General features: G+C 62.5%; 16 protein-coding genes. 11 read left to right on the top strand and 5 right to left on the bottom strand.

The features are described from left to right. Window positions 1–393 precede the first annotated feature (393 nt). On the top strand, window positions 394–1464 hold the full coding sequence (locus N8A90_RS08195) for a GlxA family transcriptional regulator (RefSeq protein ID WP_262074214.1): 1071 nt from the start codon (window positions 394–396) through the stop codon (window positions 1462–1464). A 16-nt stretch (window positions 1465–1480) separates the two neighbouring features. Here the strand turns inward: N8A90_RS08195 and N8A90_RS08190 are convergent, their stop codons facing one another. Next, window positions 1481–1753, bottom strand: a complete 273-nt coding sequence (locus N8A90_RS08190; RefSeq protein ID WP_126124158.1) for a DUF4242 domain-containing protein — start codon at window positions 1751–1753, stop codon at window positions 1481–1483. A 350-nt stretch (window positions 1754–2103) separates the two neighbouring features. On the opposite strand from N8A90_RS08190, the gene N8A90_RS08185 reads away from it, so the two are divergent. The 3 genes from N8A90_RS08185 (at window position 2104) to N8A90_RS08175 (ending at window position 4709) form a co-directional block, all read left to right on the top strand. Beyond that, a complete protein-coding gene (locus N8A90_RS08185; RefSeq protein WP_262074208.1) occupies window positions 2104–2439 on the top strand; it encodes a DUF2282 domain-containing protein in 336 nt (111 codons plus the stop codon). A 63-nt stretch (window positions 2440–2502) separates the two neighbouring features. Next, window positions 2503–4245 carry a DUF692 family multinuclear iron-containing protein gene (locus N8A90_RS08180; protein ID WP_262074206.1) on the top strand — a complete coding sequence of 581 codons (1743 nt, stop codon included), beginning with the start codon at window positions 2503–2505 and terminating at the stop codon, window positions 4243–4245. Then, the gene (locus N8A90_RS08175) at window positions 4239–4709 is read left to right on the top strand and encodes a DoxX family protein (protein WP_262074204.1); all 471 of its coding nucleotides are present in this window, start codon (window positions 4239–4241) and stop codon (window positions 4707–4709) included. Before N8A90_RS08180 ends, N8A90_RS08175 begins: the two co-directional genes overlap by 7 nt. 941 nt (window positions 4710–5650) lie before the next feature. Here N8A90_RS08175 and N8A90_RS08170 read toward each other — a convergent pair. Beyond that, window positions 5651–6364 carry a patatin-like phospholipase family protein gene (locus N8A90_RS08170; RefSeq protein WP_262074416.1) on the bottom strand — a complete coding sequence of 238 codons (714 nt, stop codon included), beginning with the start codon at window positions 6362–6364 and terminating at the stop codon, window positions 5651–5653. Window positions 6365–6397: 33 nt separating this feature from the next. Between N8A90_RS08170 and N8A90_RS08165 the strand changes: the two genes are divergently transcribed. Continuing rightward, window positions 6398–6571 (top strand): hypothetical protein, encoded by a 174-nt coding sequence (locus N8A90_RS08165; protein ID WP_262074202.1) that lies wholly within the window; start codon window positions 6398–6400, stop codon window positions 6569–6571. A 55-nt stretch (window positions 6572–6626) separates the two neighbouring features. On the opposite strand, the gene N8A90_RS08160 is transcribed toward N8A90_RS08165, so the two are convergent. Then, a complete protein-coding gene (locus N8A90_RS08160; protein WP_262074200.1) occupies window positions 6627–8354 on the bottom strand; it encodes an FAD-dependent oxidoreductase in 1728 nt (575 codons plus the stop codon). Window positions 8355–8522: 168 nt separating this feature from the next. Beyond that, the gene (locus N8A90_RS08155; protein WP_262074198.1) at window positions 8523–9512 is read right to left on the bottom strand and encodes a tripartite tricarboxylate transporter substrate binding protein; all 990 of its coding nucleotides are present in this window, start codon (window positions 9510–9512) and stop codon (window positions 8523–8525) included. Between the two features lie 134 nt (window positions 9513–9646). Here N8A90_RS08155 and N8A90_RS08150 point away from each other — a divergent pair, with 134 nt between their 5' ends. From N8A90_RS08150 to N8A90_RS08130, 5 genes are all read left to right on the top strand, one after another. After that, window positions 9647–10573, top strand: a complete 927-nt coding sequence (locus N8A90_RS08150; RefSeq protein ID WP_262074196.1) for a LysR family transcriptional regulator — start codon at window positions 9647–9649, stop codon at window positions 10571–10573. 96 nt (window positions 10574–10669) lie between these two features. Next, window positions 10670–12031, top strand: coding sequence for an aromatic ring-hydroxylating dioxygenase subunit alpha (locus N8A90_RS08145; protein ID WP_262074195.1), 1362 nt, complete (start codon window positions 10670–10672; stop codon window positions 12029–12031). 4 nt (window positions 12032–12035) lie between these two features. Then, window positions 12036–13034, top strand: a complete 999-nt coding sequence (locus N8A90_RS08140; RefSeq protein WP_262074193.1) for a PDR/VanB family oxidoreductase — start codon at window positions 12036–12038, stop codon at window positions 13032–13034. Between the two features lie 15 nt (window positions 13035–13049). After that, window positions 13050–14459: an MmgE/PrpD family protein gene (locus N8A90_RS08135; RefSeq protein WP_262074191.1), complete on the top strand. Its 1410-nt coding sequence runs from the start codon at window positions 13050–13052 to the stop codon at window positions 14457–14459. 37 nt (window positions 14460–14496) lie between these two features. Beyond that, window positions 14497–15318 (top strand): 3-ketoacyl-ACP reductase, encoded by an 822-nt coding sequence (locus N8A90_RS08130; protein WP_262074189.1) that lies wholly within the window; start codon window positions 14497–14499, stop codon window positions 15316–15318. A gap of 40 nt (window positions 15319–15358) precedes the next feature. Here the strand turns inward: N8A90_RS08130 and N8A90_RS08125 are convergent, their stop codons facing one another. Then, on the bottom strand, window positions 15359–16099 hold the full coding sequence (locus tag N8A90_RS08125) for a hypothetical protein (RefSeq protein WP_262074187.1): 741 nt from the start codon (window positions 16097–16099) through the stop codon (window positions 15359–15361). Window positions 16100–16338: 239 nt separating this feature from the next. On the opposite strand from N8A90_RS08125, the gene N8A90_RS08120 reads away from it, so the two are divergent. Further along, window positions 16339–17319: a Bug family tripartite tricarboxylate transporter substrate binding protein gene (locus N8A90_RS08120; protein ID WP_262074186.1), complete on the top strand. Its 981-nt coding sequence runs from the start codon at window positions 16339–16341 to the stop codon at window positions 17317–17319. Window positions 17320–17542 lie beyond the last annotated feature (223 nt).

Genomic DNA, 17542 nt, shown 5'->3' with positions numbered 1-17542 from the left:
GCTGATGCTGATGCTGATGCTGATGCTGATGCTGATGCTGATGCTGATGCTGGGTGCATTGTCGACGCACAGAGCGAACGGGCCTGAAGATTGGCGGCGTTCACCCGCATCGAGGCCATGTGGTGCGACCTCGCGATGAGGCAAGAAAGCGCCGTGCACGCTCGCGGCTTGCCCGCCCCTCCCGAATGTCACTATCGCCCGGCAACAATGACAATATCGACATGTCGCAGGGCAGGAGCACTCGACGATCATTGTGGAATTCGGCCCGCGCCGCATTGCAAGCCCCGGAGATCCACTGCAGGTGCAACGCCCCGCTCCGCCGCCAGACAAGCCCGCCATACACGACTCCGGCGGAGTCCACGAACGCTTTCCTCGACCAAACTTCGCAAGCCCATGATGACCGCCCTGCCTCCCAAGCCCAGCCGAGAAGCGCCCGAGATCAAGCAGTTCGGCTCGGTGATCAACGTCACGGTCGTTCTGACCGAGGCCAGCTTCGCATCCACATCGATTGCGCCCATCGAGATCTTTCACTCGGCAGGCAGACTGTGGAACCTGTTCCACGGCGAGAACGCCAAGCCGCGATTCCAGGTGCGCGTGGCCTCCGTCGATGGAAGCAGCGTCTTGACGCTCTGTGACGTGGGCATCGTTCCGACGTGCGCGATCGAGGAGATCGTCGACATCGACATCATCATCCTGCCCGCCTCGGGTCTCGATGTTCAGGATCGGATCGCCAAGACGACGACACTGCTTCCCTGGCTGCGCAAGTGGCATCAGAAAGGTGCCTACATCGCCGGCATCTGCACCGGCGTGGCCATCCTCGCGGAGAGCGGCCTGCTCGATGGGCGACAGGCCACCACGCACTGGGCCGTGGCAGACATCCTCAAGGAAAAGTACCCTGCCGTCCTTTGGCAGCCGGACCAGTTCATCACGGAGGACGGCCAACTCTACTGCAGTGGCGGCGTGTACGCCTCGATCGACCTGAGCCTGTTCCTCGTCGAGAAGCTCTGCGGTCACGAGATCGCTCTGAAATGCGCGAAGTCCCTGCTGCTGAGCATGCCCCGAAGCAGCCAGGCAGGGTACGCCGTCCTGCCGCTGTCGCTGCCACACTCGGACGCCAAGATCCGAGAGACGGAGGAGTACCTGCAAGCCCACATGGCGCGCGACATCTCCATCGACTTCATGGCCGAGCGACTCGGCATGGGGCCGCGCAGCTTCATCAGACGTTTCAAGGCAGCGACGGGCCATGCTCCGGGCGCCTACCTGCAGTCTCTGAGAGTGGCGGCGGCCAAGGAACTGCTCGAGAACGGCAGCATCCCCGTTGTCACCGTCTCATCCACTGTCGGCTATTCCGATCTGGCCTTCTTCAGGCGTATCTTCAAACGCCACACCGATCTGACGCCCACCGAATACCGCGAGCGGTTCGGAAAGATGAGCTTTGAACGTGGTGCGCTGATGGGCGGCTGAGCAGACCAGGAGCCGCTCAGGGCGCGCTCATCGGATCGATGATGGCGCTGACTTCCGTGATCTTGGTGATCGGAAAGCCGCTCAGCTTCGCATGCGCCTTCAACGAGTCTTCGCCGTCGGCGCGGAAGACGCAGAACGTCTTGTCCGCGACGACGAACGACTGCTCCCATTGCACCTTTCCGGCCAGTTCGGTGATGGCCTCATTCCCGGCTTTCGCAGTCGATTGGAGTTGTTCGGCATCCAGGCTGCCAACGCCGGGAATGTCTCGTTCGATGAGGTATCGCTTCATGGTTGTTTTCACGAGGTAGTTAGGGTGTTCGAATCATGATGAAGAGGCGGCCGACGGGATAGACGCCGATGCTGACAAATGAGGGCGGCAAATCTGTCTCGATCACTCACGGACGACGACGTAGCCCCTGATCGCACCAAGTGCGCTTGTCACGATCGCCACCGAAGTCTGTCGAACTCGCCATCTGGCCTGTTCGGGCTCGATCCCGGACCATTGCGGTGCTGCTCGTTGCTGTCCTCGCTCTCGAGGCGCAACGTCGCAGCACCAGTCTCGCGGACCCCGCGAGTTCGTCCTCTGGAGAGGCTCCCCGCAACGGGTTGTCTCTCTAACCACTGTCTGGAAGAAAAGTCATGTCCATCAACAAATCGTCCCCCCTGGCCATCGGCGCGTTCGTCGCGGCCCTCGGCCTGATCTCCGCCACCGCAGCCAACGCCCAGGAGTTCACCGCGCAGCAGAAGAAGACCCAGGCCGAGAACACCGTCATCGTCAAGTCCGGTAAGCTCGAGCCCTGTTTCGGGACGGCCGTCAAGGGTCACAACGATTGCTTCGCGGGCCCTGGAACGACCTGCGCCGGCACCAGTACGACCGACTGGCAAGGCAACGCGTTCAAGCTCGTCCCCAAGGGCAGCTGCACGACTATCTCCACGCCGAACGGTCCGGGCAGCCTCGCACCCAAGTCCGCTTGAGTTGACTCATCCGTCGGGACGACTTCACTTGTGGAGTCGTCCCCCGATGATCGGAGCCCGAACGTGAACGATGTGTCGACCTTCTTCCCCTGCAATGCGCAATTCGCACGCGCAGGCGTCGGCTTGAAGCCGGAACACTACCGAGCGATCCTCGACACGTTGCCCGATATGGGCTTCTTCGAGGTGCATGCCGAGAACTACATGGGCGCAGGCGGCCCGCCGCATCGCTATCTGACTGCGATCCGTGAACGCTACCCGCTGTCGATCCACGGCGTCGGGTTGTCAATCGGCACTGACAGGCCATTGGCCCGTGACCATATTCTGCGGCTGAAGGGTGTGGTGGACAGGTACCAGCCCGCCTTCGTTTCCGAGCACCTCGCGTGGTCGACCCACGACGCGGGCTTTCTGAACGATCTCCTGCCAGTGCCGTACACGAAGGAGGCACTCGCCCGCGTGGTGAGCCACATCGACGAGGTGCAGGAAACCTTGGGCCGCCAGCTGTTGCTTGAGAACCCGTCCACCTATCTGGCCTTCGCCGAAAGCACCCTGTCGGAGACCGACTTCATCGCCGCAGTAGTCAAGCGCAGCGGCTGTGCGCTCTTGCTCGATGTCAACAACGTCATCGTCGCCTCGGCCAACCAGGGTGGCGACCCCATTGCCTACCTGGAAGCCTACCCGCTCGACCATGTTCGGCAGATCCACCTCGCCGGACACTTGCAGGAGGCAGACGAATTCGATCGCGCCTTGCTGATAGACACGCACGACCGTGAAGTCGGCCCGAACGTCTGGAACCTCTATCGCCACGCCATTCGCCGCACCGGCCCCGTTCCGACCCTGATCGAGTGGGATGCCAACGTTCCAGCCTGGCCCGTGCTCATGGCCGAGGCAACGCAGGCGGAAAAGATCATGCTGGAAGAAGCCACCGGGCGACGGAGGCCGCCGCGCCTCCACCGCGCACCGTGTCGGCCCTCCGCGACCGCCCCCTCCGGCGGCGGCGTCCTTGTTCGCCCGGAGAGTTTCTTCCGGCGTCAGGCGGCATTCTGTGACGCGCTGCTTGACCCGGCGCTTGCGGTTCCGGAAGGCCTCGTCGGCCCGGATGGCAAATCAAGCGTGCGGCGCTTCAACGTCTATCGCAACAACGTCATCGCAGGATTGACGGGCACGCTCGAAGCCGCCTTCCCGGCGGTGGTGCGCATCGTCGGCGACGAGTTCTTCGCCGCCATGGCACGCACCTACGTGGCGAACCATCCGCCAACCTCCCCCGTCATGCTCGATTACGGCGGCGGGTTCCCCGACTTTGTCGACGCATTCAAACCTGCAGTCACGAGCCTTCCCTATCTGCCCGATGTGGCCCGGCTTGAACGGGCGTGGCTCGAGGCCTATCACGCGGCCGAGACGCAGCCCCTTTCCGCAGAGGTGCTCGCCGCATTCAGTGCACAAGATCTGATGAATCTCCGCGTCGAACTGAACCCGTCGCTGCGCATCGTCTGCTCGCCGTTCCCGGTGCTCACGCTCTGGAAGACCAACATCGCAGACGGTGAGCCGGCCTGGGTCGACCTGGACGCTGGCGGCCAGGACGTGCTCGTCGCCCGGCCCGGCGCGGATGTCGTACTTCGATCGCTGCCGCTCAGCGGCGCCGTGTTCATCCAGGCGCTGGGCAGAGGCCTCTGTGTGCTCGATGCGATGGAGCAGGCGGTGACGGCCGACGACCGATTCGATTTAGCCATCAATCTCGCGGGGCTCGTCGAAATGGGCGCGCTCATCACGCCCGATCTTCAACCAAGCCGGAGCACCCAGTCATGGTGACATTCAAAACCTTCGTTGCCACTGCGTTGGAGTGGGTCCGAACAGCCGGGGTCATCGCCGCGCCGCCGGCGGCTCGCATCGCGTTGGCACTGCCCTTCCTGCGTTCCGGGATGACCCGTTGGAATGGCTTCTTGTCTCTGTCGCGGGCCACCACATTCCTGTTCGAGGAACAGTTCCGGCTCCATCTATTCGGCGGAACGTACAGCCTTCCATGGCCTGGTCAGCTCGCTTGCTTGGTCGGGCTCGCCGAGATCGTCCTTCCGGTTCTGCTGATCGCCGGCATGGCAACGCGCTTCTCGGCGCTTGGGCTTTTGCTCATGACAGGAATTATCCAACTCGTGTTTCCGGAGGGCTGGTCCAACTTCCATCTGTATTGGGCCGCCTTGGCGCTCGCTGTCATGGCCCTGGGCCCGGGGCGACTCTCCCTGGACCACCTCGTAAAGCAGCGCGAATCTTCAATCTGACGATGCATGCCTCTCCTGCAGGGTCGGGACTGCGAAGCAGCCACTGTCGCGGGCAGAAGGTGCGCCGTCGTCTTGGCGCACAAAATCCGTGCGTATCGGTCGGTGCCAAGCGGTGTGTCAGCGCCAGATGGTCTGGTTCAGGTTAGCCTACGGCTGCGCAGGGTCGCTGACCCGACATAGCATCCTGCCGTATTGGCAACGATCTGCGCCTGCGCAAATGCTTCGCCACCGCGTTACGGAGCGCAAACTCGGAGCACCCCTCAAAGTCTCCTCAGCCCATCTCTGGTGCTCGTGGAGGGGCAAGTGACGTCGATAGAACGGCCGGAGGCCTGCGACGATCGGGTAGTCAGGCTTGATGCGGTGCCGACATTGCGCAACAGGTACTACGGAATTCGCTCGGATACGCTGCAGTGTCCTGCCGCCCCACTCGATCATCTTGGAAGCCTGAAAACCCGCATCAAACCTGGACTTCGACGAAAAGCTGCGGCGCTTTACCGTCAGTTTTACCGTTGAACTGAGTGCTCGAAAGAGCATTTTTTACAGATTGCGATAGAACACTCTTTATCGCGCTGCAGCATTCACACGCAGATGGCATTGTCACGCGCTTGCGCCAACGAGCGAGGCGAATTGCAGTTATGTTGGGAGGTATTGACGACGGTTATTTTCCAAGCAGCCTGATTCGCTCCTGAAGCGCCAGAGCCGTGGGATCGCTGCCGCTGGCCAGCGTGGCGGCGACGCGAGGAGCGCCCCGCGCAGGGCAGTTCTTTTTGCCAGCAGCGGGTCATCCCCGATTAGCGAGGTATCGACGAGCCGATCAGCGCCTTTTGTGTGGTGCCGAGATGCGCATGGCGCACGGGATCGTCCGGTTCCCGCAGGCAGCAGTAAGCATCGAACGCCAAACGGTCCTCGAAAGCTACAGGCTAGGATTGCGAGTCGGAGGGTTAAGGCGCTAGCACCACCTTGGAATGCTCAGAGCTCCAGCGGTTGATCAGATCGAGGACCGCAGGCATGGAAAGCACTGCAGCGTCGTAACCGGCCCGGATTGATGCATCGCGTTGAGCTGCGCTCTTCATGTCGGTGACGCTGACGCTGGGTGCGATGATCACATCTGCCTCCGCGATCTCCGCACGGCTCACCAGACACGTTTGTGTCCGGGCGATCTGGAAAAAAGTGGTCAAGAAAGACCCACCGGTCTGGCGCGGGCTCTTGCAGTAGATGTCCACGCCGATGACCACGTCAGCGCCCATGGCGCGCGCGAATCGCACGGGGACGAGGCTGGCGATCCCGCCATCGACCAGCAGCCCGCGCACGGATTCAACTGGCTGCATGGCTCCGGGCACGGCCGCAGAGGCACGCACCGCCATCCCTGCATCGCCCTTGTCGATGAGAACAGGCTCGCCCGTGTCGAGGACGGCAGCCACCGCGCCGAAGCGCCGCTGCATCAACTCGATGGGGGTGTTGCGTGCCATCGTGGATACCCACTGCGTCAAGGCATCGACCCGCATGAAAGATGCCTTGCTGATGCGCCAATCCGTGAGACTCGAGTTATCGAGGTTCTCAGTCAGATGCCGGATCTCTGCCGGGCTCCGGCCGCTCGAATAGGCCGCGCCGAAGACCGCACCGGCAGACGTGCCGGCAACAACCTCGACATTGATGCCCGCCTCTTCAAAGGCCTATAACACACCAACATGGGCGTACCCGCGCAGGCCGCCGCCGCCGCCGCCGCCAAGGGCAAGGGCAAGGGCAAGGGCAAGGGCAAGGGCAAGGGCAAGGGCAAGGGCAAGGGCAAGGGCAAGGGCCACGATAGGACCGGGGGACTTCGTCTTCACCTTAGTCCAGAACTTTCACACGACGCTATCTAAGATATGCCGCCATGCAGGCACCCAGTGGTCACTGTGGCACAGTACCCAAATCTGACTACTTTGTTGGGCGGGCACCAGCGACGTGAAGGGCCGCGATATAGCCAAAAACCATAGCTGGGCCTAGGTTTATGCCCCCGGAAGGATAGAACCCTCCCATCACGCTGACCATGTCGGCGCCCGCAGCATAGAGCCCGGGGATGGGTCGGCTTGCCGCATCAAGGACTCGTGCATGCCTGTCCGTTTGCAGGCCGGCGAATGTGCCGAAGCATCCCGGTTGCACCTTTACTGCATAGAACGGGCCTGTCTCGATGGGCGCCACGCAGGGGTTGGGACCGGTGTGCGTCGGGTCACCGCCTTTCCGGTTGAACGGTGTGCCACCACGGTGAAACGCGGGGTCTTTGCCTCGCTGGGCATGCAGATTAAACTCTTTGACGGTCTCGGCAAGACCCTGCGCGTCGATACCGCAAGAATGTGCCAACTGCTCCAGCGTTTCGCCCCGCTTGAGATAGCCGCTGCGAATGTGTGAGGCCATTGGCAATGGCGCAGGTCGGGCGAAGCCGAGACCGTAGCGACGCTGAAAACGGTGGTCGCAGATGAGCCACGAGCAGACTTCGTTTCCTGCTGGTATTCGATCGAACATTGCCGTGACGTAGTCGTAGTAACCGTTGGCTTCGTTGACAAACCGCTTGCCACTACGCAACACGCCGATGATGCCGGGCTTGCCACGGTCGATGATGTGCGGGAATCGGCCGAAGCTGCCGTCACGATAAGGGACCTTGGACACGGGCGCCCAGGCAGCCGGTGACTGCAGCGTACACACAACATGACCACCCACGGATTCGCCTAGGCGAAGACCATCGCCGGAGCACGGAGTGGGCGGGAGGGCGAGATGCTCATGGTCAGGGCGCGCGAACAGTGCGCGACGCCGGGCCGGATCATGGGGGAAGCCACCAGTCGCAAGCATCACGGCCCTGGCCCGTACACGGAGCTCTCCCGTTGCGGTACCCAGCACTGCGCCACAGACCTCGCCTCGCTCCACGCTCAGACGCGACACAGGCGCTGAATCGAGCAAGTGCACGCCGAGATCGGACGCGGACCTGACCAGGCGGGCGACGAGGGCGACGCCGTTGACCAAGTGCATGGCACGGCCGTAACGGCCGAGATCGTAGAGATGAGTGAGGACGCGCCTGGCCACATGCATCAAGGCGCGTGGAGAGCGGCTACATGTCATGAATGCTGTTAGGTCGTCACCGGCCATGATCGGCATGCCCATGAACGATGTCTCGCGCATGGTTTTTCGCAGACGGGGCAACAGGTCGATGACCTCGCGCGCTGCATAAGGGGCTGCAATGACCTGGTGACCGCGAGAAGCCGCGCCTAGCGTGTCGCCATGCATGTCGGGAATCTCGTTGCCATCGGCGAACTGCAGCGCAGTATGCTGTTCGAAGAATTCGACCACGTGCGGACAGGCTTCGAGAAAGGCGTCCACAAGCTCGGCGTTAAATTGCTCGCCCAGTTCGTTGGACAGATAGTGGCGGGGTTGCTCGATCTCTTCCTCGATGCCGGCGCGGCGCGCCAACGGGTTACGCGGCAGCCACATCCAGCCGCCGGACCAAGCCGTCGCCCCACCGAACACCGAATCCTTCTCGGCCAGGATGACTTTTTGTCCATGCCAGGCAGCCGTGACGGCGGCCGACAGACCCGCGGCACCGGAACCGACGACCAACAGATCGCAGCTGAGATCCGAAGGAAGATTTAGGTGTTGAGTGTAGGCGGAGGGCATCGGGCAGTCCAAAGAGCAGGCGAACAGGAAATTCGGCGTTGCCGGCTGTTGAGAATCGGTTTTATTGGCACGCCACCCAGGGCGTCAGCAGCACGTCTAGCGGGTGCCACTCCACCGGCATTTTTTGGTTAGGATGCTGCCGCGCCACTGCGCCGCTGCGCTACCGCTCTACTGCACCTCAGCCCCAGAGGCCTTGACCACCGCGCCCCAGCGCGCCGTTTCGCGTGCCATGAATTCAGCGGCCTGGTCCGTCGTGCCACCTGTCGGCTCGGCGCCAAGCGCCGCCAACTTCTGTCGAACGTCGGGCATGGCAAGTGCTGCATTGACCGCGCGATTGATGCGATCGGCGACATCCTTGGGTGTACCGGCGGGTGCGACGATGCCGACCCATGCGGAGAATCCGAGGTCTGGAAACCCTGCCTCCGCCGCTGTGGGGACCTGAGGCATGCTCTCCAATCGTTTGTCGGTGGTGACAAACATGGGATGGATCCGCCCTGACTTGAGGAAGGGCGTGCTGGTGATCAGCGTGTCAAAGAAGATGTCGACCTGGCCACTGATGAGGTCTGTCATGGCCTGCGATCCTCCCTTGTAGGGGATGTGCAGCAGTTTGACCTTCGCAAGGTCGGCGAACCAATGCGCGCCGAGGTGGCCGATGGTGCCGCTGCCGCCCGAGGCGTAGGTCACCTTGTTCGGGTTCGCCCGAGCGTACGCCACCAGTTCGGAAACGGTCTGGTACGGAGCCCCTGGGCGTGAAATCATGATGAAGGGGACCTTGCCCGCCATGACGACCGGCACAAGATCGACCTGCTTGTAGGGCATCGTCTTGTAGAGCGAGGGATTGACCGTAAAGCTGTTGCCAACCATCGCGATGGTGTAGCCGTCGGCCGGCGCCTTGGCAACGATATCGGTGCCCACGTTGCCCCCTGCCCCCGCGCGGTTGTCCACAACGATCTGCTGCCCCAGCAGTTCGGACGTCTTACTGGCGACGATGCGCGCGATGCCATCGGTGGTGCCACCTGGCGCAAACGGCACAATCATGCGCAAAGGCTTGACGGGATACGCCTGCGACTGCACAGCGCCTGCCGCACCCAGCAACAGCGCGGCGGTGGCAGCACTGACGACGATCTTTGGAAAGCGGTGGGAAAGCAGCGCGCGCATCGTTTGTCTCTTTTGTATGGGAACAGCGAGACCGATTCTGCTGGGCGCCTCCACAGGCAGTCCAATGAGTATCGGCGCGGCCGCGCATAACACACCGTTATTCAACGGGTGCCTGCTTGCAGCAGAATCGACTCATGACCTCCATGCCTTCGACCAAAATCGCCTTGGCGTCCCCGGTCCGGACGCGGATCATCGAGCATGATCTTTTGCGGGTTTTTGTCGCGGTTGTCGACTACGGCGGTTTCACTGCGGCGGCGACGATTCTTCACCGAACGCAGGCTGCGGTCAGCCTGCAGATCAAGCGCCTGGAAGAAACAGTGCAGGTGGCGCTGTTCCAGCATCCTCGCCGCGCCGTGCAACTGACTCCGCGTGGCGAGCTGCTGCTGGAATACGCGCGACGCATGATCAGTCTCAATGACGAGGCCTTGAGCGCCATCCGTGGCGACGAGGTCACCGGTCGCGTCCGCATCGGAGCTATCAACAATTACGCCAGCGGCATCCTCCCGCCACTGTTGGCTGAGTTCTGTACCATTTACCCCGAGGTGCAGATCGAAGTGCACACCGGCGTCGCCGCCGATATGGAAAAAAAGCTCGGCAGCATCTATGACCTCACCATCAACCTGCACACACCAGGCACAGGCACCGGCGTGCTCATTTCGCAGCAGGAGCCTATTTGGGTGACGTCACTGCACAACTCACCGGACCGGCGTGACCCGTTGCCGCTGGCCCTGCTGCCCAACGGCTCGCTGTTTCGTCGCTACGCGCTGCAGGCCCTTGCCCAGCAGGGTCGAGCCTGGCACCTGGCCCATGAGAGCACCAACATCGCAGCAGTGGAGGCTGCTACGGCGGCGGGGTTGGCGATCACCGTGTTCCAGCGCAAGAGCGTGGACTTCAATCGACTGCGCGAACTCACCGAAGCGGAAGGATTCCCCAAGTTGCCCGGTGCAGACGTGCGGCTCGAGATCGCGGAGCGCTTCCTGCCGCAGGCGGCGGTTCAGTTGCGCGCGTTTCTGCTGGAGAAGTTCGCGCAACGCGTGAACAGCGCTGAAGATTCTTCATAACGCGGGCTTATTCGAAGACATCGAATTCTTCGTTGGTCGGGGCATGGTCCGGTTCCTAAACTTGGCCGTACTGCAGCCTACTGAAGGATTCCACACATGCTGACCCAAGAACAAAACGACCTCCTCACACGCGTCGGCCCTGGCACGAAGATGGGGGACTATCTTCGTCGCTACTGGATGCCGATTGCAGGCGTGAGCGAATTCGACCAACGTGCCACCAAGCCGGTTCGGTTGTTCGGCGAAGACCTGGTGCTGTATCGCGACTTGAGCGGCAACTTCGGTCTTGTGGCGCGGCAATGTGCGCATCGCCGTGCTGACCTGGCGCATGGCATTGTCGAAAAATGCGGCCTTCGCTGCAACTACCACGGTTGGACTTACGACGGCACGGGCCAGTGCATTGAGCAGCCGTTCGAAGACACTTCCGCACCCGAGCGAAACATCAAGGCGAGCATCAAGATCGCCGGCTATCCGGTGGGAATCCGCGGCGGGATGGTGTGGGCTTACATGGGTCCGTTGCCCGCGCCCTGCCTGCCTGATTGGGAGCCGTTCTCGCGCCCGAATGTCTTCACCCAGATCATCGTTTCAGAAGTCCCGTGCAATTGGCTGCAGTGCCAGGAAAACTCGATCGACCCTGTGCACTTCGAGTGGAATCACGAATACTGGGACAAGCGGCTGCGCGAAGGCGAAACAGCCAACGCCGGCCCAAAACACACCAAGCTGGATTTCAGTGAGTTCGAGCACGGCTTCGTCTACAAGCGTGTGCGCGAAAACAGCGACGAGTCTCACCCCTTCTGGACCATCGGGCGCGTGGCGCTTTGGCCCATCGGCTTCTTCCTGGGTGACCACTTCGAGTTCCGCGTGCCCATCGACGACGAGAACACGCTCAGCATCGCCTGGCGCCTCACGCATGTACCCAAAGACCGCGAGCCCTATGTGCAGAAGTCCATTCCGACCTGGTACGGCCCGTTGAAAGACGACGAGGGCGAATGGATCACGAGCCACGTACTGAACCAGGATTTCATCGCCTGGGTCGGGCAAGGCCGAATCATGGACCGCACCCAGGAGCGGCTCGGGGCGAGCGACCGCGGCATCGTGATGGTCCGACGCCGCTTTCTGGCCGACCTCGAGGAAGTGGCGCAAGGCCGGGACCCCAAGGGTCTGATCCGCGATCCGGCCCAGAACGTATGCGTGAAGTTGCCCATGGCCAATCACGACACCACACTCAGGGGATTTACCACCGCCGAGATCATGGCAGATCCGCGGCGGCGTGCCTTCCTCACTAGCTTCTATCTGCAGGCTGGCCAGCCCGAGTGGGTCAAGCGTGCAATGTCCGAAGCGATGGGCGTGGACTATGGAGACTTCAAGGGCATTGCCCAAATGGCGCCGGGCCGGAGCGTGAACGCGAGCGAGACAAAAGGTCGCCCTGCCGGCGAGCACGTCGGCGTGCACCCCGCGTGAGCCGATGAGCGACGCTACAAGCCTGTACGCCATCGTCACCGACAAGCACGCCGAAACGCCGGACATCTGCGCCATCGAGCTACGCGGCGCGGGAGGTCGGCCATTGCCCGACTTTTCCGCCGGGGCTCACGTCGAAGTCCGGCTGCCAGGCGGCCAAACACGCTCCTACTCCCTGTGCAACGCACCCTCAGACAGGGATCGTTACGTGCTCGGCGTGCACAAGAGCCGCACCTCGCGCGGCGGCTCGCGTGCCATGCACGAGGCCCTCAGGGTCGGCGACACGCTGCAACTCAGCGCACCGCGCAACTTCTTCGCGCTGGCGCCTGAGGCGGACCACAGCGTGCTGGTGGCCGCAGGCATCGGCATCACGCCTATCCTGAGCATGGCCGAGCACCTTTCGACGAGCGGTGCGAGCTTCGAGCTGCACTATGTCGCGCGATCGCGCGACGCAGCGGCCTTTCTTCGCCGCATCGAGGCATCCCGCTTTGCGAACTGCTTGCGGCTGCACCTAAGCGGGTTGGCGCTGGCGTCTAAAGGCGCCTCTGCAACTCCACGCGCATCGCGGATCGACCCTATCGCCCTGCTGCCCTCTCCGCGTGAGAACTCGCATGTCTACGTGTGCGGACCCGCGGGTTTCATGGAAGCCGTGCTAGCCGCTGCGCGCCAGGCCGGCTGGGCAGCGGCGCAACTGCACCAGGAGCACTTTGCGGGGTCGGTCATTGGGGCAGCCGCTGCGGACAGCTTCGAAATCAAGTTGGCACGGTCCGGTCGTACCGTTGCCGTGGGCCACGAAGAATCGGCTGTGCAGGCATTGGCGGCTGCTGGTGTACATGTGCCCACCTCGTGTGAGCAGGGCGTTTGCGGAACCTGTCTAACGCGCGTACTGGACGGCGAGCCCGACCACCGCGACCTCTTCCTCAGTCCCGAGGAACAGATGCGCAACGATCAGTTCCTGCCGTGCTGCTCGCGCGCCAAAACCGCCTGTCTGACGCTCGATCTCTGATCAAGATCCATCTTTATGTCGAATACCGATTCCCACGCGCAACACCCTCAGGCGATATTTGCCGCGCTCTCGGGATTCGTCAACGACCTGACGCTCGAAGCGCTGCCTGTATCCGTGGTGCAGCGAGTCGACCTCGTGGTCATGGACCTGATCGGCTCCACCTGGTCGGTGCTGGGCGGCCGTGGGGCGCGCGCGCTGTGGCGATACTCGCGCACCATGAATCCCAGTCCCGAGGCCACGCTCTGGGGCACACCGCACAAGGTCGCGGTGGCGGAGGCAGCCACCACCAATGGCGCGCTCGGTTACGAGGCGGAGTTCGACGACGGCAATTCGCTCGGCGGTCACTGGGGCAGTTCAAGCATTCCCTCCATTCTGGCGCTGGCGCAACGCAACGGCGCCTCCGCCGCCGAGGTGGTGTTGGCCATCGTAGCTGCCTATGAGGTCGGCAACCGCGTGAGTCGGCTTGTGGCGAAGGGCCTGCTGGACCGCGGCATTCACTTTCCGGGCACCATGGGCGCCCTGGCGGCCATCGCCGGCGCCGGCCGCATCATGCGGCTGGACCGTGACACGTTGGCCGGTGCATTGGGTCACGCCGCACTGCTGCCGGTTGCTCCCTACTTTCCGGGACACGTGGGCGCGGACACCAAGAATCTCTATTCGGGCTGGCCCAACCACTGCGGCATCCACTTCACGGCGCTGGCGCAGGCAGGCTACCTGGGGCCTGCCGGCCTGCTCGAAGGGCGCGACGGCCTGGCGAGCGCGCTTGGCTGGCAGGGCAAACCTGAAGAACTGGCCGCCTTGGCTCTGGGCGGCTTGGGTCGGAACTGGGCGATCTCGGAAACGTATTTCAAGGCCTACCCATGCTGCCGCTGGCTGCAGGCGCCAGTGCAGGGGGTGCTGGACCTCATGGCCAGCAATGGTCTCAGCCCCTTCGACGTGGCCGACATTCGCGTGCTCGGAGCTGCCTTTCTGGCAATGTATGCAACCGGAGAACCGTGCACCTTACCGATCCAGGGCAAATACAGCCTGTCGTATTGCGTGGCTGCGGCGGCCGTGCGCGGAGCGCTTGGGCAGGCCGAGTTTGACCAGGCGGCCCTGGGCGATCCCGTCATCGCCGAGGTATCGCAGCGAGTGGAGTTCGGCGTGGACGCGCAGCTGGAAGCGCAGTTTCCGGGCCGCTATGCCACCATCGTCGAGCTGGCATTGCGCGATGGCCGCAGGCTTCGTTCGCAGAACGTTCCGCCCTGGGGCCCCGACAACCCGCCAGACCTCGACGCGCTTGCGGGCAAGTTCATGCCCATCATGCGTAAGGCCTGCAGTGATGCGCTGGCAAACGACTGGCTTGCGCTGTTCCGGCGCGGCCTGCTGGCCGACCCACACCTCACAAGATTGTTCGAGCTGCTTCAGCGCTCGGTGGTCGATTGACGCGATTTTCTTTTCATCACATGAGGAATCTTGGCCTATGACATCCCACACCAACCGCGTTGCCGTCGTCACCGGAGGACGCCGCGGTATCGGCCGCAGCATCGCGCTCGCCCTCGCAGACGGAGGCTGGGACATCGTCGTCGTCGATCTGGTGGACGACGAAGCCACCCATCAGACCCTTGCGGCGTTGGACAACCGGAACGTGCGGCATGCCTTCGTGCAGGCCGACATGGCCGACGTCGGCCTCGCTGCGGACACGTGCAGGCAGGCCATGACTGCATTCGGGCGCATCGACGCGCTGGTCAACAATGCCGGTGTGCAGGTGCAGGACCGTAACGCCGACATCCTCCACGCGACGGTGGAGAGCTTTGACAGGCTGATCAATGTCAACCTGCGCGGGACGTTCTTCCTGACGCAGGCGTTCGCGCACGCGCTGATTGCGCAGGCGCTGCCCGATGACGCGTTCTGCTCCATCATCACGGTGTCGTCGTCCAACGCGCTGCACGCCAAGACGCGCGGTGCCGAGTACTGCATCTCCAAGTCGGGGCTGTCCATGATGAACAAGGTCATGGCATTGCAGCTTGCGCCGCACGGGATCGCCTGTTTCGAGGTGCAGCCTGGCCTGATCAAGACCGACATGAACAGGTCGATGCACGAGGTGTACGAGCCCATCGTGGCGGGCGGCCTGACGCCGATCCGGCGCTGGGGCTATGGCGAGGACGTGGGCCGCACCGTGGCGACACTGGCCAGCGGCGGCCTGCCCTTCTCAACCGGACAGACGCTTTACGTCGACGGCGGTCTGCATATCCCCAAGAGCCCTTTTGAGAGCCCGTTCGTGCGGGCTCACCTGCCAGGCTGACGCAGGCACGAGAGGCCTGCCACCCGCGCCGCGCTGAAGATCAGCGCGGCATCAGGTCCAGGCGGGAAGCCGGTCGGGCGCGAGCCTTCACGTCAGCGTGCAGCACGTGCGATACGAGCCGGTAACCACCGGCCTCTCGCCACAGGGGCGGGACGCGCCAATGCGACGCGTCCACCGATTCCACGAGCTGCGACAAGGACTCGAAGCGGTCGGCCTCGAAGCTTTCGACGATGCCGATGTATTCGGCACCGGTCGGCGCATGATCGACGTTGCCCAGGGCTTGTGGACCCACGTTCTCCACGCGCTGGATGCGCACGCGCGTCAAACCCAGCGCCGTGCCCGCCCGCAGCAGATGGTCCGCCATGCCTTGAAGCTCCCCTTGGCTGGGTGCGGCGTCCTGCAGCCAGACCCAGCGCACGAGCGAAGCCGCGCAGCCCAGCACGCTGCCGGCCTGCACGGCCACCGGCCCGGTCTTGCGCAGGAAGTTGGAGAACGAAGGCCGCATCAGCGCACTCCATGGGGTGGGGTTGTCGACGAGGTCATGGTACTCGGGGCTTTGCAGGCAGGCGAGGTTCGTCATTTCATACAGGGTGAAGTAGCGAACCTGGGCATCGGTCGCCGCCACGTAGCGCGTGCCGGACACATAGCCGGGTACCCACACCCGCTCGGGAACATGCTCCAGTGTGTGCCATTGGTTGTATTCGTCGATTCTGTGGGCCGCGATGTCGTTCCACAGGCACAGCAATGCGGCCGACTCGTTTTTTGGCGTGTTTGGGTTCATGACAGGCTGAATATTTGAGGCTCTGCATTTTTGCAACACGCGTGGGCTTTCGCCAACGCGTTTTTCTTATGCATGGATAAGCGGGATCGTTAAAAGCGCCAGTGACCACAACCGGGGGCGGGAACCCCGCAACTCGATAATTCCTGCTTATGCACGGCCTGTCGTGAACTAGTTTTGTCGGACTCTGCGTCCTCAATACCATGCACCCGGCGTGCATTCAATATAAGGAGACAAAATCCATGATCATCGGTCGCTTCAAGAAGGGGTTGCTGTGTTCAATGGCTGTGGCGTGCGCGTTGCTTGCCACCGGCACAACAGCGCAAACCTGGTCACAGAAGCCGATCACCATCGTCGTAGGCTTTGCGGCCGGCGGCCCTACAGACATAGTCACCCGCGTAGTGGCAAAGGCATTGGGCGATGAGCTTGGCAAGCCTGTCATTGTGGATAACAAGCCCGGTGCGGGCGCCACGATCGCTGCCGCTCAAGTGGCGCTGAGTCCGAATGACGGCCACACGATGCTTTTGGTCGTACCAGGCCTCACGGGGGCGGAGAGCCTGTTTCCCAATCGAAAGTACGACCTCACGAAGGACTTCGCAGCGGTCTCCTTGATCGGCACCTCACCGAACTGGCTGCTCACGTCTGCGGGCAGTGCGTTCAAAGACCTACAGGATGTGGAAAGGCTGGCCAAGGCAAATCCGAGCAAATACTCCTACGGTCAAGGTGCGACGGGTGGAATCTCCCACCTCACCTCCGAGTGGCTCAACACCTCCAAGGGATTGAGCATTGTGCAGGTGCCGTATCGCGGCAATGGCCCGGCGTTGCTCGACTTGGCAGGTGGTCGGATCGACATGATGTTCGATCAGCCGATCAGCTCAGAAGCATTCGTGACTTCCGGCAAGTTGCGTCCGCTAGCCGTCACTTCACCCAGTCGGTTGCCCGCTTACCCCGACGTACCCACGATGGAGGAGTCGGGCTATCCTGGCTTCGTCGTAGAGGTCTGGTACGGACTCGCCTTCCCTGCGCGAACGCCGGCGGCTCTGATAAATGCTGTCAACGTGGCACTCAGACACGGGCTGGGGAGGAACGAAGTCAAGGCAAGTCTTCTTCGCGCAGGTGTGAACCCACAGACTAGTACGCCAGAAGAATTTCAGCTCCGTATCGTCAGCGAGATCGAGCGCTGGAAGCAGGTAATAAATCGCGCCAATATTAAGGCGCAGTAATCTGCGTCTATAGCGCACGAGAATTTGTCTGAGAGATCCACGCTTCGAGATACCTATGATCATCAATATCGATTTGACGCTCGTCAGTCGTATAGCCTCCGCGGCAGCGCACAGACTCGAGGGCTCTCATCCCTGGCGATGAAGTCCCAGAGCATCTCGTGCGCATAGGCCACGCATATGTCCACCTTCTTGTCCAGTCGTGACTCACCAAATGTGTCGACGA

This window comes from Variovorax sp. N23 (genome assembly GCF_025486315.1).
GTDB lineage: Bacteria > Pseudomonadota > Gammaproteobacteria > Burkholderiales > Burkholderiaceae_C > Variovorax.
The sequence above is the reverse complement of the archived record's forward strand: the minus strand, read 5'-3'. Positions and strand labels throughout refer to the sequence as shown.